15 protein-coding genes are annotated in these 23,064 nt (G+C 67.8%); 8 read left to right on the top strand and 7 right to left on the bottom strand.

What is annotated here, in order from left to right; all coding sequences use genetic code 11:
• Nucleotides 1-4 precede the first annotated feature (4 nt).
• The 7 genes from QTI04_RS14585 to QTI04_RS14555 form a co-directional block, all read right to left on the bottom strand.
• A complete protein-coding gene (locus tag QTI04_RS14585) occupies nucleotides 5-5,017 on the bottom strand; it encodes a non-ribosomal peptide synthetase (protein ID WP_286616259.1) in 5,013 nt (1,670 codons plus the stop codon).
• Nucleotides 5,014-12,384 carry a polyketide synthase gene (locus QTI04_RS14580; RefSeq protein ID WP_286616258.1) on the bottom strand — a complete coding sequence of 2,457 codons (7,371 nt, stop codon included), beginning with the start codon at nucleotides 12,382-12,384 and terminating at the stop codon, nucleotides 5,014-5,016. Before QTI04_RS14580 ends, QTI04_RS14585 begins: the two co-directional genes overlap by 4 nt.
• 349 nt (nucleotides 12,385-12,733) lie before the next feature.
• Nucleotides 12,734-13,375, bottom strand: coding sequence for a histidine phosphatase family protein (locus QTI04_RS14575; RefSeq protein WP_286601854.1), 642 nt, complete (start codon nucleotides 13,373-13,375; stop codon nucleotides 12,734-12,736).
• Between the two features lie 32 nt (nucleotides 13,376-13,407).
• A complete protein-coding gene (locus tag QTI04_RS14570) occupies nucleotides 13,408-14,055 on the bottom strand; it encodes a DUF4136 domain-containing protein (RefSeq protein ID WP_286616257.1) in 648 nt (215 codons plus the stop codon).
• A gap of 4 nt (nucleotides 14,056-14,059) precedes the next feature.
• Nucleotides 14,060-14,971: a tRNA 2-thiocytidine(32) synthetase TtcA gene (ttcA, locus tag QTI04_RS14565; RefSeq protein WP_286601857.1), complete on the bottom strand. Its 912-nt coding sequence runs from the start codon at nucleotides 14,969-14,971 to the stop codon at nucleotides 14,060-14,062.
• A gap of 1 nt (nucleotide 14,972) precedes the next feature.
• Nucleotides 14,973-15,362 carry a dihydroneopterin aldolase gene (locus QTI04_RS14560; protein WP_126837247.1) on the bottom strand — a complete coding sequence of 130 codons (390 nt, stop codon included), beginning with the start codon at nucleotides 15,360-15,362 and terminating at the stop codon, nucleotides 14,973-14,975.
• On the bottom strand, nucleotides 15,359-16,156 hold the full coding sequence (locus QTI04_RS14555) for an SDR family oxidoreductase (protein WP_286616256.1): 798 nt from the start codon (nucleotides 16,154-16,156) through the stop codon (nucleotides 15,359-15,361). Before QTI04_RS14555 ends, QTI04_RS14560 begins: the two co-directional genes overlap by 4 nt.
• Nucleotides 16,157-16,173: 17 nt before the next feature.
• Between QTI04_RS14555 and QTI04_RS14550 the strand changes: the two genes are divergently transcribed.
• The 8 genes from QTI04_RS14550 to QTI04_RS14515 all read left to right on the top strand — a co-directional run bounded on the left by QTI04_RS14550 (nucleotide 16,174) and on the right by QTI04_RS14515 (nucleotide 23,061).
• Nucleotides 16,174-17,271 (top strand): class I SAM-dependent methyltransferase, encoded by a 1,098-nt coding sequence (locus tag QTI04_RS14550; RefSeq protein WP_286616255.1) that lies wholly within the window; start codon nucleotides 16,174-16,176, stop codon nucleotides 17,269-17,271.
• 132 nt (nucleotides 17,272-17,403) lie between these two features.
• The gene (locus tag QTI04_RS14545) at nucleotides 17,404-18,303 is read left to right on the top strand and encodes a TauD/TfdA family dioxygenase (protein WP_286601862.1); all 900 of its coding nucleotides are present in this window, start codon (nucleotides 17,404-17,406) and stop codon (nucleotides 18,301-18,303) included.
• Between the two features lie 41 nt (nucleotides 18,304-18,344).
• Nucleotides 18,345-19,355, top strand: coding sequence for an ABC transporter substrate-binding protein (locus QTI04_RS14540; protein WP_286601863.1), 1,011 nt, complete (start codon nucleotides 18,345-18,347; stop codon nucleotides 19,353-19,355).
• Nucleotides 19,356-19,456: 101 nt separating this feature from the next.
• Nucleotides 19,457-20,236, top strand: coding sequence for an ABC transporter ATP-binding protein (locus tag QTI04_RS14535; protein WP_286616314.1), 780 nt, complete (start codon nucleotides 19,457-19,459; stop codon nucleotides 20,234-20,236).
• A complete protein-coding gene (locus tag QTI04_RS14530; RefSeq protein ID WP_286601865.1) occupies nucleotides 20,233-21,102 on the top strand; it encodes an ABC transporter permease in 870 nt (289 codons plus the stop codon). Before QTI04_RS14535 ends, QTI04_RS14530 begins: the two co-directional genes overlap by 4 nt.
• 41 nt (nucleotides 21,103-21,143) lie before the next feature.
• Nucleotides 21,144-21,926, top strand: coding sequence for a histidinol-phosphatase (gene hisN / locus QTI04_RS14525; protein ID WP_286616254.1), 783 nt, complete (start codon nucleotides 21,144-21,146; stop codon nucleotides 21,924-21,926).
• Nucleotides 21,927-21,935: 9 nt separating this feature from the next.
• Entirely contained in the window at nucleotides 21,936-22,130 is a 195-nt protein-coding gene (locus QTI04_RS14520) for a DUF2905 domain-containing protein (protein WP_028251900.1), read from the top strand.
• 4 nt (nucleotides 22,131-22,134) lie between these two features.
• Nucleotides 22,135-23,061 (top strand): ROK family protein, encoded by a 927-nt coding sequence (locus QTI04_RS14515; protein WP_286601868.1) that lies wholly within the window; start codon nucleotides 22,135-22,137, stop codon nucleotides 23,059-23,061.
• Nucleotides 23,062-23,064 lie beyond the last annotated feature (3 nt).

Genomic DNA, 23,064 nt, shown 5'->3' with positions numbered 1-23,064 from the left:
CTCTTCAGCCCTTGCGGCTCCAGCCCCCGAACACGCGGCCCAGCAGGCCGCGCTTCGATCCGCTCTCTTCCGACGCCTGCGCGGTCGCCTCGATGGCGGTGCCCGCGGCGGTCGAGGCGAGTTGCGCCAGGCTTTCGAACACGTAGCGGCGCGGCTCCACACGGAAGCCGAGGCTCTGCTCCGCCTGCCGAAGCACACGCATCGCCAGCAGCGAATCGCCGCCGAGGTCGAAGAAGTTGTCGTTGGCGCGGATGTCGTTGACGTCGATGTTCAGTGCGCTCGCCCAGATCTGCGCAAGCCGGGCCTGTTCGGGCAGCAGCAGCGCCGGCGGCCCTTTCTCCTCCTGGATCGGGGCTGCTGCGGACACGGCCTGCTGCGGCGGCGTGTCGCCGGCGGCGAGGCGTTGGAGGTACTTGGCGCTTTCCGAGTCGCCCGAGGTCCAGAGCGCCTCCAGTGTGTCGTCCGGCCGTTGTGCGACGAGGTGCAGCAGTTCGACGAAGCGCTCCTTGAAGGCGGCGCCCGTTTCGCGGCGGTAGATGTCGGCGTTGTAGGTGATCGCGCCTTCCAGCCCCTTCGGCTTGTCCATGAGCCAGATGCCGAGGTCGTCCGTCGCGCCGCGTTGCAGCAGGTGCATCTGACGGTCCTGGAGATCGCCGATGCCCGGCGGCCGTTCGCGCGCATCCTGGAAGGAGAAGAGGGCCTGGTAGAGCCCCACGCCCTGGGCGCGCTCGACGAACTCGGGCTCGACCACCAGGCGCTCGAAGGGCACCTGCTGGTAGTTCATGACTGACAGCAACTCCTGCTTGACGTAGCGCATGAACTCCCCGAAACGCAGCGAACCGTCGACCTGGAAGGACAGCGGCAGCACGTTGTTGAAGAAGCCCATGATCGACTCGGTCTCCGGCGCTTCGCGGCCGCGCACCGGCGTCGCGATCACGATGGAACGCGTCTCGATGACGCTGCTCATCATCAGGATGTAGACGCCGAGCGTCAGCATGTTGAGCGTGACGTTGTGGCCGCGCCCGGCGTCGCGCAGGCGCTCGGTCAGTGCCTTGTCGACGCTGATCCAGTGCGTGCCGCCTTGGCCGCTCATGCCCGCGCGGCGCGGCATGTCCGTCTGGGGTGCCTTGGGCGTCGGCGAATTCGCGAAACGGTTCTTCCAGTATTGCAGCTGGGTCTCCAGCTCCGGCTGTTCCAGCCAGTTCGCGTACCACTCGGCGTAGTCGCCGTGGGTCAGGACGGGCTCGGGCAGTCCGTGCGGCTCGCCGCGCACCAGCGCCCCATAGATCTGCGACAGCTCGCTCTGCAGGATGTCGAAGGACCAGCCATCCCACACCAGGTGGTGCGGCACGAAGACAAAAGCATGGTCGTCTTCCGCGACCTTGTACAGCGCGGCATGGAAGAGCGGGGCCTTGTGGATGTCGATCGGGCGGTCGGCCAGCTCCTGCATGAGTTCGAGCAACTCGTCCTCGCGCTGGTCCGCAGGCAGGCTGCCGAGGTCGACCAGAGGCAGTTCGTAGTCGATGCTGTCGGCGATCAGCGCCACCGGCTCGCCGGTCTGTGGATCGATGCCCACCGAGGTGCGCAGCGAAGCCTGCCGGCGGATGATTTCGCGGAGCGCCGCATTGAACTTGGGAACGTCCAGCGGCCCGCCGAGCCGGTGCGCGGAAGGCGCGTTGTAGACCGAGCGGCCCGGGTGCAACTCCTCGACGAAGCGGATGCGCTCCTGCATCGGCGTGAGCGGCGCGCTGCGGCGGCCGGCCATGTGCGGAATGGGCTCGCTGCGCGGCGCGTCATCGCCGCTCAGGCTGTCGATCGCCGCTGCCAGCCGCTCGGCGGTCGGGGCTTCGAACAGAGTGCGAAGCGGCACCGTGATGCCGAACTCGCGGCTCAGCAGCGTCGACACGCGAGCCGCGAGCAGCGAATGTCCCCCCAGCGCGAAGAAGTCGTCGCGGATGCCGAGCCCGGGCAGGTTGAGCACGCGCTCCATGGTTTCCATCACGACGCGCTCGCGCTCGTTGCGCGGCAAGACGCGTTCCGTCGTTTCCTGCCGGGTCGCGCTCGGCTTGGGCAGGGCCTTGCGGTCGACCTTGCCGTTGGGCAGCAGCGGAATGGCGTCGAGCGAGACGACGTGCTGCGGCACCATGTACTGCGGCAGGCGGCTGCGCAGATGGCGGTCCAGCGCCGCGAGGTCGACCGTCGCACCGGGGGAATTCGCGAGGTAGGCCACCAGTCGCACGTCGCCGGGCTGGTCTTCGCGCGTGACCACCACGCTGCGGGCCACGCCGGGTGCCTCGTTGCAGCGCGCCTCGATCTCGCCGAGCTCGATGCGGTAGCCGCGCACCTTCACCTGGAAGTCGAAGCGTCCCATGTGCTCCAGCAGACCGTCGTTGCGCCAGCGGCCGCGGTCGCCGCTGCGGTAGATCAGCGTGTCCACGCCGTCGATGGCGGTGGTCACGAAGCGTTCGGCGGTCAGCTCGGGGCGATCGAGATAGCCGAGCGTGACGCCCATTCCGCTGATGCAGATCTCGCCCGGCACGCCGATGGGGCAGGGTTGCAGGTTGTTGTCGAGGATCCAGACGCCGGTGTTCGCCATCGGGCGGCCGATCGAGACGCCACGCGCCGCGATGCGCGGCCGCTCCATGCGCCAGACCGTCGACCACACGGTGGTCTCGGTGGGCCCATACAAGTTCCACAGCTCGGAGCTGCGATCCAGCAGTTCGAGCGAGAGGTCCGCTGGCACCGGCTCGGCGCCGATCCAGGCGCGGAAGCCGCGTGCACCCGACCATTGCGCATCGAGCAGCAGCCGCCACATGCCGGGCGTGGCCTGCAAGATGGTGATGGATTCGGATTCGAGCAGCGCGCGCAGGCGGTTGCCGTCCATGGCGACCTCGCGCTGCACGATGACGATCTCGGCGCCCGCCGCCAGCGGCAGCATCACTTCGGGCACAGCCATGTCGAAGGACAGCGTGGTCACGGCGGCCAGGCGGTCCTGCGCCGTGATGCCGGGCTCGCGCTGCATGGTCTGCATCAGGTTCGCAACCGCGCGGTGCGGCACGCACACGCCCTTGGGCTTGCCGGTGGAGCCGGAGGTGTAGATCACGTAGGCCGTGTCCTCGGCCTGCGCGTCCTGGGATCCCGCCGCGAGCGGCGTTGCCGGCTCGTCGAGCCAGGCGGTCTCGCGGTCGAGCAGGAACACGCGCTGGGCCGCATCGGCGCACCAGTTGACCGGTGCGGCGGCGATCGACGATGCGGTCAGCAGCAGTCCCAGGCGCGCATCCTCGGCGTAATAGTCGAGGCGGGCCTGCGGGAAGGCGGGGTCCAGTGGCACGTAGGCGGCGCCGCTCTTCAGCACGGCGAGCAGGGCCACGAACATGTCGGTGCCGCGGTCCAGGCACAGGCCGACGCGCTGGCCGCGGCCCATGCCGCGTGCGCGCAAGGCGTGCGCCAGGCGATTCGACCGCACGTCGAGTTCGCGGTAGCTCATGCTTCGCGCGCCGTCGCGCAGGGCCGGCCGCTCGGGCTGCGCGGCCGCATGCGCCACGAAGCCGGCGTGCATCAGCGGATCGCCTTCGATCGGCGTCGGTGCCGGCTGCAACGCGGTGATCGCACGCGCCTCGTCGGCCGACAGCACCTGCAGCTTGCCGACGGCCTGCGCCGGGTCATTCACCACGGAGCGCAGCAGGCATTCGTACATGACCAGCCAGCGGCGCACAGTGGCATCGTCGTACAGGTCGGCGTTGTATTGCGCCTCCATCTGCATGCCGCCGACCACGGGCGTGATGTTGAGGAAGAGCTCGAAGTTCTCGTAGCGGCGCGCAATGGTGCTCTGCTCGACCTTCAGGTCCGGGAAGTTGCCGTCGTTGGGCGCCGCATCGCGGTCGACGTTGAACAGCACGTTCACCAGCGGCAGGCGGCTCGGGTCGCGCGGCACTGGCAGCTTCTTGAGGAGCGAGCCGTAGGTCAGCGTCTGGTGTTCGAAGGCATCGAGCAGCGCGCTGCCCGATTGGCGTGCGAGCGCATCGAAAGGCGCATTCGCGTCGACTGCCACGCGAATCGGCAGGAGGTTCACGCAGTGGCCCACGAGGTCCGGCATGTCGCTGGGCATCTGCCCCGCGGCGGCGATGCCGACCACCAGATCGTCCTGCGCCGTCAGCCGGTGGAGCGTCGCGGCAAAGGCGCTGAACATCGTCGCGAAGAGACTGGTGCCCGTTCCCGAGCCGACCTTGCGCAGCCCGTCGATCAGGGACTGGTCCAGCACGTGGTCGATGCGGTAGGAGCTGAAGGTCCGAACGGCAGGCCTTGGGCGGTCGAGCGGCAGTTCCAGCACCGGCAGGCTGCCCCCGGCATAGCGCGAGAGCCAGTAGTCGATGTGCGTCTGCATGTCGGGGCTCGACGCTTCCTCGGCCTCCCACGTGGCGTAGTCGGAGTAGCGCGCGGCCGGTTCGAGCGCCGGGCCGGCGCCGGTCTGCTCCGCATAGAGCGCGCCGAGGTCCTCGCTGATGACGCCCCACGACCAGCCGTCGCAGATGGCGTGGTGCGCGGTCATCACGAGCACATGGTCGGTCGGAGAGAGCTGATACAGCGCGGCCCGGAACAACGGGCCTTTCTCCAGCAGGAAGGGGTCCTGCACGGCGGCAAGCCCGTCTTCCTCCAGCCGGCGCTGCTGCGCGGCCGCGTCGAGGTGTCGCAGGTCATGCTGGCCCATCTGCACCGGAGCGGCCTCGCCGATCAGCAACTGGGTGCCGTCGGGCGAGATCGTCGAGCGCAGGGATTCATGGCGTGCGATCAGCTGGTCGAGTGCCGCGCCCAGCGCGGGCGTGTCCAGCAGGCCCTTGAGGCGAAGCCGCATCGACTCGTTGTAGGCCAGCGATGCCTGGGGGCTCAGCCGGTCGCCGAGCCAGACTTCGCGCTGCGCTTCGGTCGTCGCGACGATGCGCTCGATCAGGCCCACGGCGAACGGGTCGAACTCGTCCACGGCGCTGTCGTCGGAGGGGGTGAGGACGGCTGTGGTCATGCTTGGAACTTCATGAATTTGCCTTGGGCGGTCGGATCGGGAACGAACCATGCGGGCTGGCCGTCCTTGTCACGGCCGAGACGCGCGTTGGGCACGGGCGGGTTGGACGGGTCGAAGGCCGGCTTCGGCGCCGCACGGCGCGGCAGCAGTTCGGCCTCCTGCATCTCGGCGATCGATTCCTTGAAGGCGGACTTGATGGTCGCGATGTCCTGCTGCGTGTGCGCGGTCGTCATGAAGCAGGGGAAGTTGTCCAGGATGTGCACGCCGCGGCTGCGCATCATGGCGAACAGCAAGTCCTGCAGCGGGTGGTCTTCCAGCCAGCTCACGCGCCACAGCGATGAGAAGTAGCGAATCTCGAGAGGCGCGCCGACCTCGCGGCAGAAGGCCGAGAGTTCGTCGGCCATGGCCGCGGTGTGCAGGTTCAGCTGGGTCTGCAGCTTGTTGTTGTCCTGCTTCAGGTGTTCGAGCGCGGCCTTGGATGCGGCGAGCGCCAGCGGGTGCCGAACGAAAGTGCCGGCGAAGTAGGTCACGCCCACGGTGGGCACCGAGTCGTCGCCGTACTGCCAGGGGCCGCCATCGAGCGCGTCCATGTAGGTGCGCTTGCCGGCGATCACGCCGACCGGGAAGCCACCACCGAGCACCTTGCCGTAGGTCGCGAGGTCGGCGCGGATGCCGAACACGGCCTGCGCGCCGCCCAGGTCGCAGCGGAAGCCGGTGATGACCTCGTCGAAGATCAGGCAGGTTTCGGACTTCTCCGTGATGGCCCGCACCTCGCGCAGGAACTCGCGCGGCTGGAAGTCGGGCCGGCGGCTCTGCACCGGCTCGACCAGTACGGCGGCCAGGTCGTCGGCATTGGCGCGGATGAACTCCAGCGCTTCCGGCGTGCCGTAGTCGAGCACGCGGACGTCGCCGAACATCCCTTGCAGCACGCCCGGCGCCGCCGACATGCCCTTGGCATTGCGCCCTGCGCGCACCAGCACTTCGTCGAAGGTGCCGTGGTAGGAGCCCGTGAACAGCACCACGGTGCTGCGGCCGGTGACCGTGCGCGCGATGCGCAGCGCGGCCATCACGGCCTCCGAGCCCGTGTTGCACAGGCCTGCGCGGTCGAAGCCGGTGAGGTCGCACAGAAGTTGCGTGACGTCGGCCGCGAGCGGATGCTGCGGGCCGATCTCATAGCCCAGGTCCAACTGCTTGCGCACTGCGTCGTTGATGAAGTCCGGCGTCCAGCCGAAGAGGTTCATGCCGAAGCCGTTCAGCGTGTCGACGTATTCGTTGCCGTCGATGTCCCAGAGGCGTGAGCCCTTGGAGCGCTCGATAACGATCTGGTAGGTGATCTCCTTGGTCGCGGGACGGAAGCCGTTGACCACGCGCGGATCGGCCATGTGCGGACGGTTGCGCTCGGTGAAGGCCTTGCTGCTGCGCGTGCGCTCCACGTAGCGCCGCATGAAGGCCGCCAGGCGCGCCTTCTGCCGTTCGGTCGGCTCCTTGCTCTGCGTGTGGATGCGCGCGATGGCGCCGAAGGCTTTCTTGACGTCGTACTTCTGCAGCGGCGCGGCGGGCTCTTCGGCGGCAGCCGGCGTGGGGGAATTGGACGCCGTGGCCGCGGCGGTGGCCATGGGCGTGGGTTGCTCCGCCACCGATGCCGGCAGCGCTGGGCTGACCGGAACCGTCGGCGCCGCCGACAGCAATGCGAGTTGCTGTTGCATCAATTGCATCTGTTGCGCGATGACCTGCTGCATCAGGGTGCCGTTGCCCGCCGGAAGGCCAGCCGAGGGCTGAATCGCCGGCATCGCAGGGATCGACATGGCCGCCACCTGTTGAGGCATGGCCGCCGCCGCTGCGGGTGCCGCCATTGGCACTGCGGCCACGGGTGCTGCCGGGTCGGGTGGCAGCGTGGCATCCAGGAACTCGGCCAGCGCGTCGAAGCTGCGATAGCTTTCCATCAGCTGCCGGAAGGTGAGGTTGACCTTGAAGTTCTTCTTGACCTGCAGCGCAGCCTGCGTGAGCGTGAGCGAATCGAGGCCGATCTCGACGAAGGGCGCTGCGCCCTCGACGTCGCTCATGTCGACACCCGAGAGGTTCTCGAACAGTTCGCGCAGGCGCGTGACGAGGGATGCACGGCGCGCGGGGGGCGCGGATGTGGCGACAGCAGCGACAGTCATTGTCAACTCCGAAATCGATGTGGAAGGAGGGGCTGAAAGGGCGGAAAGGTCTGAAGAAGGGGCAAGAGCGACAGGTGCAACCGGCACGACTGGCGCGGCGGAAGCCGTTGCCATCTCGACCCAGAAGCGCTTGCGCTCGAACGGATAGGTGGGCAGGCGCACGCGATGCTTGCGCTCGCGCGGATCGAGGGCGCCGAGGTCGATCTCGACGCCTTGCGCCCAGAGACGCCCGGCGGCGAGCCGCCATGCGGCGCTCTCGCCCTGTGCCGGGTCCGGCAACAGCGACCCGGCAGGTGCGGGCACCGCCTTGGTCGCGTGCTGGCGCACCAGCGTTGCGAGCGTGTTGCGGGGGCCGATCTCGACGAAGAACGGATGCGCGAGCTGGCCCAGCACTTCGCGCACGGCGGGCGAGAAGCGAACGGTCTCGCGCAAGTGCCGGGCCCAGTAGTGCGGGTCGGTCGCTTCCTCGTCCGTCAGCAGGCGGCCCGTGAGCGTCGAATAGATTGGCAGGCTGGGCACCGACAGCGGCGTCTGGCGCACCAGCGCCTCGAAGGGCGCGACGGCGGCGTCCATCATGGCGGAGTGGAAGGCGTGCGAGGTCTGCAGCGTCTTCGCGACGATGCCCTTGGCCTCCAGCGCGGCGCGCAGGTTCTCGATCGCATCACTCGGACCGGCGGCGACGCAGACGGCCGGGCCGTTGTCGGCGGCCAGTGAAATGCCTTCGGGCAGGAGCGGCAGCAGCTCGGCGGCCGCGAGGCGCACCGACAGCATCGTGCCGGCAGGCAGCGCTTGCATCAGCGCGCCGCGCTGTGCCACGAGCCGCGCGGCGTCTTCGAGGCGCATCACGCCGGCCAGCACGGCGGCGGCGAATTCGCCCACGCTGTGGCCGATCATGGCGGCCGGCGTCACGCGCAGCGCCATGAGCTGGCGCGCGAGCGCGTATTCGAGTGCGAAGGTGGCCGGCTGCGTGACCGATGTGGGGGTGAGCGCCGACGCATCGTCCGAGAACATGCGTTCGCGGAGATCGAAGCCCAGCACGTCGTCGAAGGCCTTCAGGCACTCGTCGAAGGCAGCGCGGAAGACGGCGTCACCGGCGTAGAGGGCGCGGCCCATGCCGGCGTACTGCGCGCCCTGACCCGGGAACATGAAGACCGGCTTCGGCACCCAGGCATTGACCGAGCCACCGGCGCGAGCGGGCGAGTCGGCCGTGCGCAATGCCGCGACGGCTTCATCGAAAGACTCGGCGACCACGCAGGCGCGATGCGCGAACTGCTTGCGACCGACACGCAGCGTGTGGGCGACGTCGGCCAGCGCGGCATCGCGATGCGTGTCGAGGTGATCGGCCAGGCGGGTCGCCGCCGCGGCGAGCGCTGCGGGCGACCGGGCGGAAAGGGTCAGCAACTGTGGACCCGTCGCGGCATCGGAGGGCACGCGCAGCGGCGCTTCCTCGATGATCACGTGCGCGTTCGTGCCACCCACGCCGAAGCTGCTCACACCCGCGCGGCGCGGCGTTGCTTCGCGCGGCCACGGGCGCAGCTGGTCGTTCACCCGGAAGGGCGAGGTGTCGAAATCGATGGCCGGGTTCGGCGACTCGTAGTGCAGGCTCGCGGGAATCGCCTCCGCATGCATCGAGAGCGCGGCCTTCATGAGCCCGGCGGCGCCGGCGGCCGTGACCATGTGGCCGACGTTGCTCTTCAGTGATCCGATGGTGCAGAAGCCGGTATCTGCAGTGTGCGCCGCGTAGGCCCGCGTGAGGCCTTCGACTTCGATCGGGTCGCCCATCGGCGTCGCCGTGCCGTGGGTTTCGACGTAGGAAATGCTCCGGGCCTCGACGCCCGCCGATGCCAGCGCGGCCTCGATCACTGCGGCCTGTCCGTCCACGCTCGGCGCCGTGAAGCTGGCCTTGGCGCCGCCGTCGTTGTTGATCGCCGCACCGCGCAGCACGGCATAGATGGTGTCGCCGTCGGCGATCGCGTCGGACAGCCGCTTGAGCAGCACGACCGTCGCGCCGTCGCTGAAGACCGTTCCCTTCGCCTTGGCGTCGAAACTGCGCGTATGGCCGTCGGGCGACAGCATCGAGCCTTCGTTGTAGAGGTAGCCGCTGCGTGGCGGGCAGGTGACCGATGCGCCGCCCGCCAGCGCCATCCTGCACTGGCCGGTGCGCAGCGCATGGAAGGCTTGCGCCACTGCCACCAGCGAGGTCGAGCACGCGGTGTGCACGCTCACGGCCGGGCCGGTCAGGCTGAGCTTGTTCGCCACGCGGGTCGTGATGTAGTCCTTCTCGTTGCCGAGCATCACCTGGAACTCACCGACCATGTCGATCAGGTCCGGGTGCGCCGTCACGTGGCGCTGGAAGTAGGTCGCGTTGTACATGCCGCCGTACACGCCCACCGGGCCGGGCGCCTGATCGGGCACGTAGCCACCGCGCTCGAGGCATTCCCAGCAGATCTCGAGGAACACGCGGTGCTGCGGGTCCATCAGTTCCGCTTCCTTCGGGTTGATGCCGAAGAAGGCTGCGTCGAACTGCTCGATGTCGTCGATCACGCCGCGTGCGCGCACGTAGGCGGGGTCGGCCCGCAAAGCGGCGCTGACGCCGGCGTCCAGCGTCGCATCGTCGAAGAAAGTGATCGATTCGCGGCCCGCCATCAGGTTGTCCCAGAACTGCTCGACGTCCGCGGCACCCGGGAAGCGGCCGGCCATGGCGATCAGCGCGACCGGTTCCATGCCGTGCGTCGCTTGCGGCACTGGCCTGGTGGCCTCGCGCTGCGGCGCGGCCGCCTCGTTGTCCTGCATCCCGGCGGCCAGGGCCGCGGGCGTGGGCTGGCGAAAGAACAGATTGGTCGAGAGACGGCGTTCGCTGCCGCTCTGCAGATCCTTCAACACCTTGAGCACCAGCAGCGAATCGCCGCCGAGGTCGAAGAAGTTGTCGTTGCGGCCGACCTGGTCGATACCCAGGGCGCGTGCGAAGGCCGCGCACACCCTGCGTTCGGCGTCGTCGCGCGGTTCTTCGAAGGTCTGCGCGAGTTCCGGCCGTTGCCTCGGGGGTTCGGGCAGCGCACGGCGATCGAGCTTGCCGTTGGTCGTGACCGGCAGTTGTTCGAGCCAGACCTGCGCCGCGGGCAGCATTGCTTCGGGCAGGCGCTCGGCGAGGTGTTGGCGCAGGGCCGTCCACGGCACCTCGGCGCCGCGGGCCACCAGGTAAGCCACCAGGCGAAGGCGGCCAGCCGCGTCGGCACGTGCGATCACCGCGCAGGACTTGATGCCAGAGTGCGCGAGCAGTGCGGCCTCGACTTCGCCGGTCTCGATCCGATGGCCACGGATCTTGACCTGCCCGTCGATGCGGCCGATGTACTCGATGGTGCCGTCGGGAAGCCATCGCGCCTGGTCGCCGGTCCGGTAGAGGCGGTCGTCAGGCCCGCCGAACGGATCACGGATGAACCGCTCCGCGCTCAGGTCGGGCCGCTGCAGATAGCCACGCGCCAGGCCGCGTCCGCCGATGCAGAGTTCGCCGACGAGACCGGCGGGCAGCATCGCCATCGTCGGACTCAGCACGCGCAGCGCGGTCTCGTTGATGGGCAGTCCGATCGGCACCGAGCGAGCGTCGGCCGGCAAGTCGCGCGGAATGCGGTGCGTGGCCGCGAAGGTCGTGCATTCGGTCGGCCCGTAGCCGTTGATCAGCGTGAGGCCGGGCAGGGCGGCCATTGCGCGCCGCACATGCGGCACCGACAGCGCCTCGCCGCCGGTGAGCAACTGGCGCAGGCCGACCAGTTGCGCGGGATCGTCATCCACCACCGCGTTGAAGAGCGCGGCCGTGAGCCAGGCGGTCTTGACCGAATGCTGTGCGATGGTGCGCGCCAGTCCGGCGCCGGTGGGCACCTGCTCGTCATGGACCACGCAGATGCCACCATTCAGCAAAGGGCCCCAGATCTCGAGCGTGGAGGCATCGAAGCCCAGTGGCGCGGCGTGCAGCATGGCTTCGCCGGGCGGGAGTTCGACGTAGCGGGCATCGACCACGAGACGAAGGATCGAGCGGTGGCAGATCTCGATGCCCTTCGGCGTGCCGGTCGAGCCCGAGGTGTACATCACGTAGGCCACCGATTCGCCGCCTGCCGGCGCGGGCGCGAGCGGCGGCAGCGAGGCGTCGTCGTCCATGGCCTCGTCGATCGACAGCAGCGCCCGTCCGGTGGGCACGAGTTGTCGATGCGCGGTTTGGGTCACGACCAGCCCGACATCGGAATGCGTCAGCATGAACGCGATGCGTTCGGCCGGAAAGTCCGGCTGCACCGGAACGTAGACCGCGCCGGCCTTCAGGATGCCGAGCAGCGCGACCACGGCTGCGCTCGATCGGTCGAGCATCACGCCCACAGTGTCTCCGGCGCGGACGCCCCGCGCCTGCAGCCTGCGTGCCATGCGCTCGGCCCGGTCCGCCAGTTCGCGGTAGCTCAGGAGACCATCCTCGCCGATCAGGGCGATGGCGTCTTCGCGGGCCGCGACCTGGCGGTCGAACATCGCGTGAACCGTCAGCGTCGGATCGTAGGGGGACGGTGGGGTGTTCCAGACATCCAGTTGCTGCTGCCGGTCAGGTGCCGTCAGGGTCCGGATTTCGCGCAGGGTGGCCGTGGGCCGCTCCAGCAGATCGGATGCTGTATCTATCAGTGCTGCCAGCAGGCTTTCGGCGGCTGTGCTTTCGAGGACTGCGGCGGCGGCGGTCAGGTGGAGTGCGGCGGATTGGCCGGCCCAAGTGGTGCGCCACTGAAGCAGGGGGCCTTCGCCGCTGGCTGCGGGCGCGCCATCGCGAAGCCACAAGGCAAAGGGCTGTGCCTCGGCCGCCGGGACGGCGGCGGACGCACTGCGACGGGCCTGATCGACCTCCGAGAGCCAGTGGCCCGCCGTGGCCGTATCGTCGCAACGGATCGCGACGCTCACCGTGCGGGCAGGCGCTTCGCCGAGGAACTCCCCAAGTTCGACGATCGCGGAACCTAGCCAACGCGACTGCAGGAGGCACCAGGCCGCGGCGAAAAGCGTGTCCGGAAGGAATCGGGATGCTTGAACCAGGTCCGCCCACCTCGCGCCGAGGTCCGGGGACAGCGCGGCGCTGCCTGTTTGGCGAGCCTGGGTCTGGCTGCCGGACGGACGCACGAACAAGTCGATGAGCGAGAGCACCGCCGCCTCGGACGATGGTGGGGAAAGAGGCTGTTGTTCCATGAACTGCTGACTCCGCGAATGAATGGTCCGATGCCCTTCAGGTAACCCCTGCTGTTTCAACCGTTACGTCTTTTCGGCGAAAGATGTATCAGCGCCGAAGAGTAGTCACAAAGCGCTCATTTTTGACCGAGGCTCCATATTGCCCTCTAGAACCCCCTCGCGCCACCGGACGAAAGCCATGTCGGCCAGCCTATGTCGTTTGGATGCTTTGCAACATTCGACGCACTTGGTTGCGTTTCCCGCCTGGAGATGCTTCGTGTAGATACGATTCTGCGCTCATTTTTACAAAATGAGTACAAACGACTGACGTCAATCGTTTGTTGCACTGCGGAAACGAAGAGAACGCAGTTCAGGCGGTCGCTTCGTCCAGCGTCCCGTCGCCCTGAAGGTGGGCGGTGTCGGCCCAACCGACCAGCGTAAAGCCTTGCGGTGTCCACAGCAGGCGGTTGATGGCTGCATTACCGAGGTGCCAGGTGCGTGGTGCCTGCAGTTCCTGTCTTGTTGCAGCGCGATAGAGGACGTCCATCACGCCGCCGTGTGCCACCAGGACCACGAGTTCGCCCGGATGCCGCGCCGCAAGCCGCGCCGCGGTACTCGTCACTCGTTCACGAAAAGTGAGCAGAGACTCACCCCCTTCGGGGGCGAATTCTGGATCGCGGGTCCGCCAGAGGCGTGCCTGATCCGGCAAGGCGGCGTCGATGTCGGCGAAGGTGCGGCCTTCGAAGAGGCCGAACGATCGTTCGCGCAAACCCGTGTCGAACGCTACTTCGATGCCATGTGACTGGGCGATCTCGAGCGCCGTCTGCCGCGCCCGGGCGAGGTCGCTGGCGTAGATGGCCGCGATGGGGTCCTCCACGAGCGCCTGCGCAACGCGCCGGGCCTGCCACAGGCCGGTGTCGTTGAGCGCGATGTCGATCTGGCCCTGGATGCGGCTGTCGACGTTCCAGGCGGTCTCGCCGTGGCGAACGGCGATGAGTCGGGTGGGCTCCATCCGAAAGGATTCTAGGGGGAACCCTTAATCCCTCAGTTCTTCGCCGTGGGGATCTCGATGTTGACGCGGCGTTCGCCCTTGGGAGGATTTGGAAAGCCCTGCAGGGCAGCCTGGAACATGACGGGCAGGACGGCCTCGCTCGCGGTATAGGGACCGTCGTTGCGCGCATGGGTCTCGTACACCACGCGGTTGGAAGGCAGTTCACGCAGCACGATGCTGACCTCGCGTGCGTACCAGGGAGAGGGGGGCGGGAAAGCGGGCCCCCACCAGCCACCTCCATACCAGCCCGGGCCGCCCCAGCCACCCCAGCCCCGGCCGTAGCCCCAAGCACCGCCGAAGCGCGGGCCGGGTCCCCACCACGGGCCGCCGCCATACAACCATGGATCGGCCCAGGGCGACAGTTCGGTGGTCACGCGCGCACCGATCAGTGCGCTGTAGCGCGGGTCCGCGTCGTCGCGGCGCAGGCCCACGCCTTCGAGAGCGGCGGTCGCCATCGCCTCCAGTTGCAGTTGCGCCGCCTCCTCGTACTGCTGCGAAGGCAGGCGCTCGAAGCGGTAGGTCGAGGCGGCCGGGACCGTCTCGATCTTCGAGAAGGTCCGGACGTCGCTGTCGACGACCCAGCGCGTCGCACAGCCGGTGAGGCTGGCGGTCAGCGCAAGGGCGGCGAGCAGGATCCTCATGGCGTCAGAGTTGGACGATGCGCAGTGGCGAAGGCGCCGTCGGGAATTCGGGTGCGTCGAAGGCCTTGTCCCCGTCGGCATCGGCGATGCCCGTCGCCTTCAGACCCTTGAAGTCGAACGATGTTCCGTCCAGCAGGTGCGAGGGCACGACGTTCTGCAGCGCGCTGAACATGTTCTCGATGCGGCCCGGGAACTTGCGGTCCCATTCGCGCAGCATCTCGCCGACCTGCTTGCGCTGCAGGTTCTCCTGGCTGCCGCAGAGGGTGCACGGGATGATCGGGAATTCTCGGTGCTGCGCCCAGCGGATCAGGTCCTTCTCGGCCACGTAGGCGAGCGGACGGATCACGATGTGCTTGCCGTCGTCGCTCACCAGCTTGGGCGGCATCGACTTGAGCTTGGCCGCGAAGAACATGTTGAGGAAGAAGGTCTGCAGCATGTCGTCGCGGTGATGGCCCAGCGCGACCTTGGTGGCGCCGAGTTCGTCCGCCACGCGGTACAGGATGCCGCGCCGCAGGCGGCTGCACAGCCCGCAGGTGGTCTTGCCTTCCGGAATGACGCGCTTGACGATCGAGTAGGTGTCCTGCTCCTCGATGTGAAAGGGCACGCCCAACGCCGTGAGGTAGCCCGGCAGCACGTCCTCCGGAAAACCGGGCTGCTTCTGGTCGAGGTTGACCGCGACGATGTCGAAGTGGATCGGCGCACGGGCCCGCAGCTTGAGCAGGATGTCGAGCAGTCCATAGCTGTCCTTGCCCCCCGAGACGCACACCATGACCTTGTCGCCTTCCTCGATCATGTTGTAGTCGACGATGGCGCGGCCCACTTCGCGGCACAGCCGCTTCTCGAGCTTGTGGGTCTCGCGTTCGATCTTCAGGTTGTTGGTGGACGAGGGCGTCTCGTCGATCCATACGGCACTCATTTCACTTGCTCCGAAAGACTTCAACGCCTACTGCGTCGCAGTCGGGGTAGACGTCGGGTTTGGCGGTCGACACGCGGGCGGCCTGCACCTTGGGATGCGCCAGCACCTGCGTGAGGATGTCGTCGCACAGCGTTTCCTGCAAGTGGATGTGGCCCTTGCTCAGGCGCGTGGCGACGGTGCGGCGGATGAAGTCGTAGTCCACCACTTCGTCGAGCTCGTCCGACTTCGGCGTCGAGACGTCGAGCGGCACGTAGAGGTCGACGTTGATGATCACGCGCTGCTCGGCGCGCTTCTCGAACTCATGCACGCCGATGTTGATCCAGACCTCGTAGTCGCGCAGGAAAACGCGCCGGCAGGAGAGCAGCAAGGGGTCGAGAGCGGCAGTGGTCATGGGGGAGAGGCTTTCAGCAGGTCGTCGACGACGAACATGATGTCGCGCGGCAGCGGCACGAGGTGCTGGCCGTTGTCGACGCAAAGGGTGGTGCCGGTCACGCTGGGCGTGCCGGCAAGGAAGACGCAGGTCCTGGCGACGTCGGCCGGATCGATGGGCCGACGCATCAGGTTAGCGCGCGAGGCCCTCGCGAAATTGTCCTCGGTCTGAGGTCCGCTTCTGTAGAGGATGCCCGGCGCTACGCCGCACACGCGCACCGCCGGCGCCAGCGACTGGGCCTGCAGGGCGATGGCGCGCTCCAGCGCCAGCTTGGACACGGTGTAGGAGAAGTAGTCGGGGTTGAGGTTGTAGACCTTCTGATCGAGCACGTGGATGGCCGACCGGTCGACGCCGTCGCCCGCTTTCGCGCTTCGGGCCAGCAGCCGCGCGAAGGAGAGCGGGGCGAGCAGGTTCACGCCGATCTGGCGCATGGCCGCGTCGGCCTCGAAGTCCAGTCCGGTGTCGGGCTCGAAGGCCGAGGCGTTGTTGACGATGCACGCCAGCGGGCCATCGGCCGACGCATGCTCGACCAGCGCGCACCGGTTGTCTTCGGCGCCGATGTCGGCTTCGACAGCCGTGGCGTCATGGCCTTCATCGCGCAGGCGCGCGCACAATGCCTGCGCCTGATCCCGCGATTCGCGGTATTGGCACCACACCCGCCAGCCCGCGCGCGCGAAAGCCTCGCAGACAGCGGCGCCGAGCCGCTGGCCGCCGCCCGTCACGAGCACGCCGTGGCGTGGGGTTGATTCAGCCATCCTGATAGATTTCCCGTATGAACCTGGAGCAGGGCGCCGATCGCGCCACCCCTTTGACCCGGATTATCGATGCCGCGCTGCAGCGCGCCGGTGGCTGGCTGCCTTTCGACCGCTTCATGGCCATGGCTCTCTACGCACCGGGACTGGGCTACTACGCCAACACGAGCCGCAAGTTCGGCCAGATGCCGGACTCCGGCAGCGACTTCGTGACCGCGCCAGAACTCACGCCGCTGTTCGGCCGGACCCTGGCGATCCAGGTGGCGGAGGCCCTCGACAAGACTGGAACGGACGAAGTCTGGGAATTCGGCGCCGGATCGGGCGCGCTCGCCCTCCAGTTGCTCGACGCGCTGGGCGACCGCGTGGCGCGCTACCGCATCGTCGACCTCTCCGGCACGCTGCGCGAGCGCCAGCAGCAGACATTGGCAAAGCATTCCGGCAAGGTCGAATGGCTGTCCGAACTGCCCGAAACCCTCCGCGGCGTGGTGGTTGGCAACGAAGTGCTCGATGCGATGCCGGTGCAACTGCTGGTGCGCACAAAGGGCGAATGGTTCGAGCGCGGCGTGGTGCGGCACGGCGATGGTCTTGTGTGGGAAGACCGCCCCACCGAGTTGCGCCCGCCGGTCGAAGTCCAGGGCGCGCACGACTACCTGAGCGAGATCCACCCGCAGGCCGAGGCCTTCATCGCCACCCTGGCCGATCGCATGAAACAGGGCGCGGCCTTCTTCATCGACTACGGTTTTCCCGAGTCCGAGTACTACCACCCGCAGCGCCACATGGGCACGGTGATGTGCCATCGCGGTCATCTGGCCGACCCTGATCCGCTGGCTGACGTTGGCCAGAAGGACATCACCGCGCACGTGAACTTCACCGGCGTGGCCGTGGCGGGCCAGGACGCCGGCCTCGAAGTGCTGGGCTACTGCAGTCAGGCGAGGTTCCTGCTCAATGCCGGCATCCTTCCGTTGCTGGAACAGGCCACGCTCGCCGAGCGCACGCTGGCGGCGCGGCTGATCCATGAGCACGAGATGGGCGAACTGTTCAAGGTGATCGGCTTCGTGGCGGGCGAGCCCTGGGACGCGATCGGGTTCGCCGAGGGCGACCGCATGCACACGTTGTAAGGCCCGGAGGCTGCGGAGCCGCCCGAATAAGCTAGCAACAAACAATTCGTTGGAAATCAACGGGCCGGCTCCTAAAGTGGCCGGCTCGCTGCCCTTCATCCGGATGGGCGGGCTCCACGATGGATTGTTTGGATGACTGCTGTTCTCTCTTCTGACGCCGGTACGCGCAACGCGCCGGCGCAGCATTTCGAAGTGCGCCGTTTCGACGCGCCGGTGGGGGCCGAAATCGTCGGCCTCGACATCTCGAAGCCGATCAACGATGTGGATTTCGCGCGCATCCACCGCGCGCACCTCGACCATCACGTGGTCGTGTTCCGCGACCAGCAGGTCACGCCCGCGGACCATATCGCGTTCAGCCGCCGATTCGGCGCACTCGAAATCCACGTGCTCCACCAGTTCCAACTCAAGGGGCATCCCGAGATCCTGATCGTCTCGAACATCAAGGAGAACGGCGAACCCATCGGCCTGGGCGACGCGGGCGTGTACTGGCACTCCGACATCTCGTACAAGCCCAGGCCCAGCCTCGGCTCGCTGCTGCACGCGCAGGAACTGCCGAGCCAGGGTGGCGACACGCTCTTCGCCGACCAGCATCTTGCGTGGGAGGCGCTCAGCCCCGACTTGCAGAAGCGCGTTCTGCCTCTGAAGGCGGAGCACAGCTATCTCGCCAAGTACGAGGAACTGCGTTCGAAGAACCCGTGGCGGCCCAAGCTCTCGCAGGCGCAGATCGACCAGGTTGCGCCCGCCATCCAGCCGGTGGTGCGTACGCATCCGGAAACGGGCCGCAAGGCGCTGTTCGTCAGCGAGCATTTCACGACGCGCATCGTCGGCTTGCCGCAGGACGAGAGCGATGCGCTGCTCGCCGAACTGTTCGCGCACAGCGTGAAGCCCGAGTTCGTGTACCGCCACCACTGGGCGCCGCACGACCTGGTGTTCTGGGACAACCGTTCGCTGATGCACCTGGCGGCCGGCACGCCCGACGAACTCCGCCGCAAGCTCTACCGCACCACGATCGAAGGCGACACGCCGTTCTGATCGGGACTCATCCCAAGAAGCAATACGCAACAAGAAAAACCATGAACCGTTTCACACGCAACACTGCCGCACTCATTGCAGGCATCGGGTTGACCCTCGGCAGCATCGCAGCGCACGCCGAAGGCCGCATCCGCATCGCCGAGCAGTTCGGCATCGTCTATCTCTTGCTGAACGTCGCGCAGGAGCAGAAGCTCATCGAGAAGCACGCCAAGGCAGCGGGCGTCGACGCCAAGGTCGAGTGGGTCAAGCTCTCGGGCGGGTCAGCGGTCAACGATGCGCTGCTCTCGGGCAACATCGAGATCGCGGGCGCCGGCGTCGGGCCACTGCTGACGCTGTGGGATCGCACCCACGGCAAGCAGAACGTGCGCGGCGTGGCGTCGCTCGGCAACTTCCCGTATTACTTGGTCAGCAACAACCCGAGCGTGAAGACGCTGGCGGACTTCACCGACAAGGACCGCATTGCCCTGCCGGCCGTCGGTGTCTCGGTGCAGTCGCGCGTGCTGCAACTGGCCTCCGCCAAGCTCTGGGGCGACAAGGAGTTCAACAAGCTCGACAAGATCAGCGTGGCCGTGCCGCATCCGGACGCCGCGGCGGCCATCATCAAGGGCGGCACCGAGATCAGCGCGCACTTCGGCAACCCGCCGTTCCAGGAGCAGGAGCTGGCGGGCAATCCGAACGCGCACATCGTGCTCAACTCCTACCAGGTGCTGGGCGGCCCGGCCTCGGCCACGGTGCTTTACGCCACCGAGAAATTCCGCAACGAGAACCCGAAGACCTACCGCGCCTTCCTCGACGCGCTCAACGAGGCCGCGGAATTCGTCACAGCGAATCCGGAGAAGGCCGCAGACATCTATCTCAAGGTCGGCAACGCGAAGATCGACCGCGACCTGCTGCTGAAGATCATCAAGAACCCCGAAGTGCAGTTCAAGACCACGCCGCAGAACACCTACGTGCTGGCCGAATTCATGCACCGGGTGGGTGCCATCAAGAACAAGCCGGCCTCGGTGAAGGACTACTTCTTCGACGACGCCCAGAACACGACGGGAAACTGAGCGTGGCCTCGTCGTCGACCTCGGCGGGAATCACCCTGCGCCGGACTTTCGCGGACACGCCGTCGCGCCATCCGGCATCCGTCCGGTCGGCGTCTTCCGGGCTGCACGGCCGGCTCGACCCGTTGCTGCGGGTGGATGGCGTCAGTCTCGAATACCGCACTCCCGAACGGCTGGTCCGGGCCACGCACCGCGTGAGCTTCGATGTGCACGAGGCAGACCGCTTCGTGCTGCTCGGCCCCTCGGGCTGCGGCAAGTCCACGCTGCTGAAAGCCGTCGCTGGCTTCATCCCGCCGGTGGAAGGTGAGATCCGGCTCGACGGCCGGCGCGTGACGCAGCCGGGCCCGGACCGCATCGTGGTGTTCCAGGAGTTCGACCAGTTGCCGCCTTGGAAGACCGTCCGCGAGAACGTGATCTTCCCGCTGCGGGCATCCGGCACGCTCGGCCGGAAGGAAGCCGGGGAACGTGCCATGCACTACCTCGACAAGGTCGGCCTCGCCAAGTCTGCCGACGTGCATCCGCACCAGCTCTCAGGGGGCATGAAGCAGCGCGTGGCCATTGCGCGTGCGCTGGCGATGCAGCCGCGCGTGCTGCTGATGGACGAACCTTTTGCCGCTCTCGACGCGCTCACCCGCCGCAAGATGCAGGAGGAGTTGCTTGCGCTGTGGGAGGAAGTGCGCTTCACCCTGTTGTTCGTAACGCACTCGATCGAGGAGGCGCTGGTGGTCGGCAACCGCGTGGCGCTGTTGTCGCCGCATCCGGGCCGCATGCGAGCCGAGATCAACAGCCACGGCTTCACCCAGGACAGCCTGGGCGCGGGCGACTTCCAGGCGACGGCGCAGCGCATCCACCGCCTGCTGTTCGACGAGGCGGTGGCCGCATGACGAGCGCCAATCCCCCCATCCGGCCCGAATACGAGCTGCCGCTCGAGCCCTTCACCGCAGTGGCCGTCGAACGGCCGCTGCCGGCCGCGTCGCGCCTGTGGTCGCAGGGCTGGCTGCGCAAGGGGCTGATCCTCTGCGTGCTCGCGGCGCTCTGGGAGCTTGCCGCGCGCTGGCAGGACAACGATCTTCTGCTGCCCACCTTCACCGCCACCGTGCAGGCGCTGGTCCAGGGACTGGCCAGCGGCGAGTTGATCGACAAGGTCCGCATCTCGCTGGTCGTGCTGGTGCAAGGCTACGTGGCTGGCGTGGTGCTGGCCTTCGCGCTGACCACGCTCGCGGTGTCGACGCGTATCGGACGCGACCTGCTGGACACCCTCACCTCGATGTTCAACCCACTTCCGGCCATCGCGCTGCTGCCATTGGCGCTGCTGTGGTTCGGCCTGGGCCGCGGCAGCCTGGTGTTCGTGTTGATCCATTCGGTGCTGTGGCCGCTGGCGCTCAATACCTACGCTGGCTTCCAGGGCGTGCCGGAGACCTTGCGCATGGCCGGCCGCAACTACGGCCTGAAGGGGCTGCGCTACGTGCTGCAGATCCTCGTGCCGGCCGCGCTGCCGTCGATCCTGTCGGGGCTAAAGATCGGCTGGGCCTTCGCCTGGCGCACGCTGATTGCGGCCGAACTGGTGTTCGGCGCGTCGTCCGGGCAGGGCGGGCTGGGCTGGTACATCTTCCAGAACCGCAACGAGCTCTATACAGATCGCGTGTTCGCCGGCCTGGCGATGGTCGTGCTGATCGGTCTCCTGGTCGAGAACCTGGGGTTTGCCACCCTGGAGCGCCTGACCGTCCGGCGTTGGGGCCAACAACGCTAGTGCGTGAGCGAGCCTTGGGGGGTGAGTTCTAATCCCTCCCCATGAGCTTCCACTTTTCGCCCGAAGAAGACCTGCGTGTCGCCCACGCGCTGGCTGGCGCCGCGGCAGCACATTCGCTGCGCCTCTTTCGCACCCCGCTCGACATCATTGCCAAGGCCGACGAAAGCCCGGTCACCCAGGCCGACCGCGCTGCCGAGACGGCGATGCGCGAGATCCTCGCCGCCGAGCGCCCTGCCGACGGCATCTTCGGCGAGGAGCATGGCGAGGAGCGCGTCGATGCCGAGCGCATCTGGGTCCTCGACCCTATCGACGGCACGCGCAGCTTCATCACCGGCTCGCCGCTTTGGGGCACGCTGATCGCGCTGGTGCGCGGCGGCCGCGTCGAGCTGGGCATGGTCGACATGCCGGTGCTCGGCGAGCGCTGGATCGGCCAGGCCGGCATCGGGGCGCAACGCAACGGGCAGCCCGTGCACGTGCGGGACTGCAAGACGATCGCCGAGGCGCGCATCGTCACCACGTCGCCGGACATCTTCAACGCAGCCGACTGGCAGGCCTTCGACCGGCTGAGCCGCCGATGCGCGATGCGCCGTTTCGGCGGCGACTGCTACGGATACGCCCAACTGGCCGGCGGCACGATCGACCTGGTGGTCGAGACCGGCCTGCAGCCCTATGACTACCTCGGCCCGGCCGGTCTGATCGAGGCCGCCGGCGGCGTCGTTACGGACTGGGAAGGGCGTCCGCTCGGCCTGGAGGCCAACGCGCGCGTCGTCGCGGCCGCAACGCCCGAACTTCACCGACAGGCGCTGGCCATTCTTGCGGCCTAAACTCCACCCATGATTCGCTGGCTGATCGTCGTTGTCCTGGCGCTGGTGCTGATGAGCGGGCTCACCGCCTGGCTGCGGCGCTTCGGCTTCGGGCGGCTGCCGGGCGATTTCGAGTTCCGAGCCTTCGGGCGTGAGTGGCAGCTGCCGATCGCGAGCACGGTCGTGCTCAGCATGATCGCGGCACTGATTGCACGATGGATCTGACCGGATGAGAGCCTGCGTCGATATCGGCGGCACCAAGGTGGCCGTGAGCCTTTCCGCCGACAGCGCGTCGCCGCTGATCGGCCGCCGCAGCGAGCCGACCGCCAAGACCGGCGACAACGATGCAGTTGCGGTGCAGATCATGCGGCTCGTCGATGAGATCTGCGCCGAGCAGCACATCGACAGCGCCACGATCGAACGCGTCGGCGTGTCGTCCGCAGGGCCGTTCGAGCTGCGCGACGGCCTGGTGGAACTCGCCACCCCCAACATCTGCGGCGGCATCGCCGGACCGGCGCGCGGCTTGCCCAACCAGTGGATGACCGCGCTGCTGGAGGCGCCGCTGGCCCGCCGCTTCGCCCACGTCCGTGTCGAGAACGACGCCGTCGCCGCGCTCGAAGCCGAGCGGCGCTGGGGGGCGCTCCAGGGAAGCGACCACTGCGCCTATGTCACATGGAGCACCGGTGTCGGTGTCGGGCTGTGCGTCGAAGGTCGCGTACTGCGCGGCAAGAACGGCAATGCGGGGCATGCCGGGCACAGCTTCGTCGTCGACGACGACACCAACGCGCTGTGCGGCTGCGGCAACGTCGGCGACGTCGAAGGGCTGGCTGCTGGCAATGCGATCGCGCGGCGTTTCGGCCAGCCTGCTGCCCAGCTGTTCGCAGCCACGGCGCGTGGGGAGCCGCAGGCGCTGGCGACGACCGACGCGCTGTGCCGCGTGATGGGGCGCATGCTCTACAACCTGATCGCGACCTTGGACCTCGAACGCATCGCCCTCGGCGGGAGCGTGTTCTGGAACAACCGCGATTTCCTCTTGCCCCGACTTCAGGCGCAGATCGACGGCAAGCTGGTTGCACTCACCCGCGGCGCTGTGCTGGTGCCCGCCGGCCTGGGGGACACGGTCGGCGACTACGGCGCCCTGGCCCTGCTGGACTGAGGC

It is taken from the genome of Variovorax sp. J22R115 (assembly GCF_030317005.1).
Taxonomy (GTDB): Bacteria; Pseudomonadota; Gammaproteobacteria; order Burkholderiales; family Burkholderiaceae_C; genus Variovorax.
This window is presented reverse-complemented; position numbering and strand designations above follow the sequence as displayed.

Excerpts from the sequence above, each read along its gene's own strand:
- QTI04_RS14585 (WP_286616259.1), bottom strand. The coding sequence starts at position 5,017 with ATGACCACAGCCGTCCTCACCCCCTCCGACGACAGCGCCGTGGACGAG.
- QTI04_RS14580 (WP_286616258.1), bottom strand. The coding sequence starts at position 12,384 with ATGGAACAACAGCCTCTTTCCCCACCATCGTCCGAGGCGGCGGTGCTC.
- QTI04_RS14575 (WP_286601854.1), bottom strand. The coding sequence starts at position 13,375 with ATGGAGCCCACCCGACTCATCGCCGTTCGCCACGGCGAGACCGCCTGG.
- QTI04_RS14570 (WP_286616257.1), bottom strand. The coding sequence starts at position 14,055 with ATGAGGATCCTGCTCGCCGCCCTTGCGCTGACCGCCAGCCTCACCGGC.
- ttcA (WP_286601857.1), bottom strand. The coding sequence starts at position 14,971 with ATGAGTGCCGTATGGATCGACGAGACGCCCTCGTCCACCAACAACCTG.
- QTI04_RS14560 (WP_126837247.1), bottom strand. The coding sequence starts at position 15,362 with ATGACCACTGCCGCTCTCGACCCCTTGCTGCTCTCCTGCCGGCGCGTT.
- QTI04_RS14555 (WP_286616256.1), bottom strand. The coding sequence starts at position 16,156 with ATGGCTGAATCAACCCCACGCCACGGCGTGCTCGTGACGGGCGGCGGC.
- QTI04_RS14550 (WP_286616255.1), top strand. The coding sequence starts at position 16,174 with ATGAACCTGGAGCAGGGCGCCGATCGCGCCACCCCTTTGACCCGGATT.
- QTI04_RS14545 (WP_286601862.1), top strand. The coding sequence starts at position 17,404 with ATGACTGCTGTTCTCTCTTCTGACGCCGGTACGCGCAACGCGCCGGCG.
- QTI04_RS14540 (WP_286601863.1), top strand. The coding sequence starts at position 18,345 with ATGAACCGTTTCACACGCAACACTGCCGCACTCATTGCAGGCATCGGG.
- QTI04_RS14530 (WP_286601865.1), top strand. The coding sequence starts at position 20,233 with ATGACGAGCGCCAATCCCCCCATCCGGCCCGAATACGAGCTGCCGCTC.
- hisN (WP_286616254.1), top strand. The coding sequence starts at position 21,144 with ATGAGCTTCCACTTTTCGCCCGAAGAAGACCTGCGTGTCGCCCACGCG.
- QTI04_RS14520 (WP_028251900.1), top strand. The coding sequence starts at position 21,936 with ATGATTCGCTGGCTGATCGTCGTTGTCCTGGCGCTGGTGCTGATGAGC.
- QTI04_RS14515 (WP_286601868.1), top strand. The coding sequence starts at position 22,135 with ATGAGAGCCTGCGTCGATATCGGCGGCACCAAGGTGGCCGTGAGCCTT.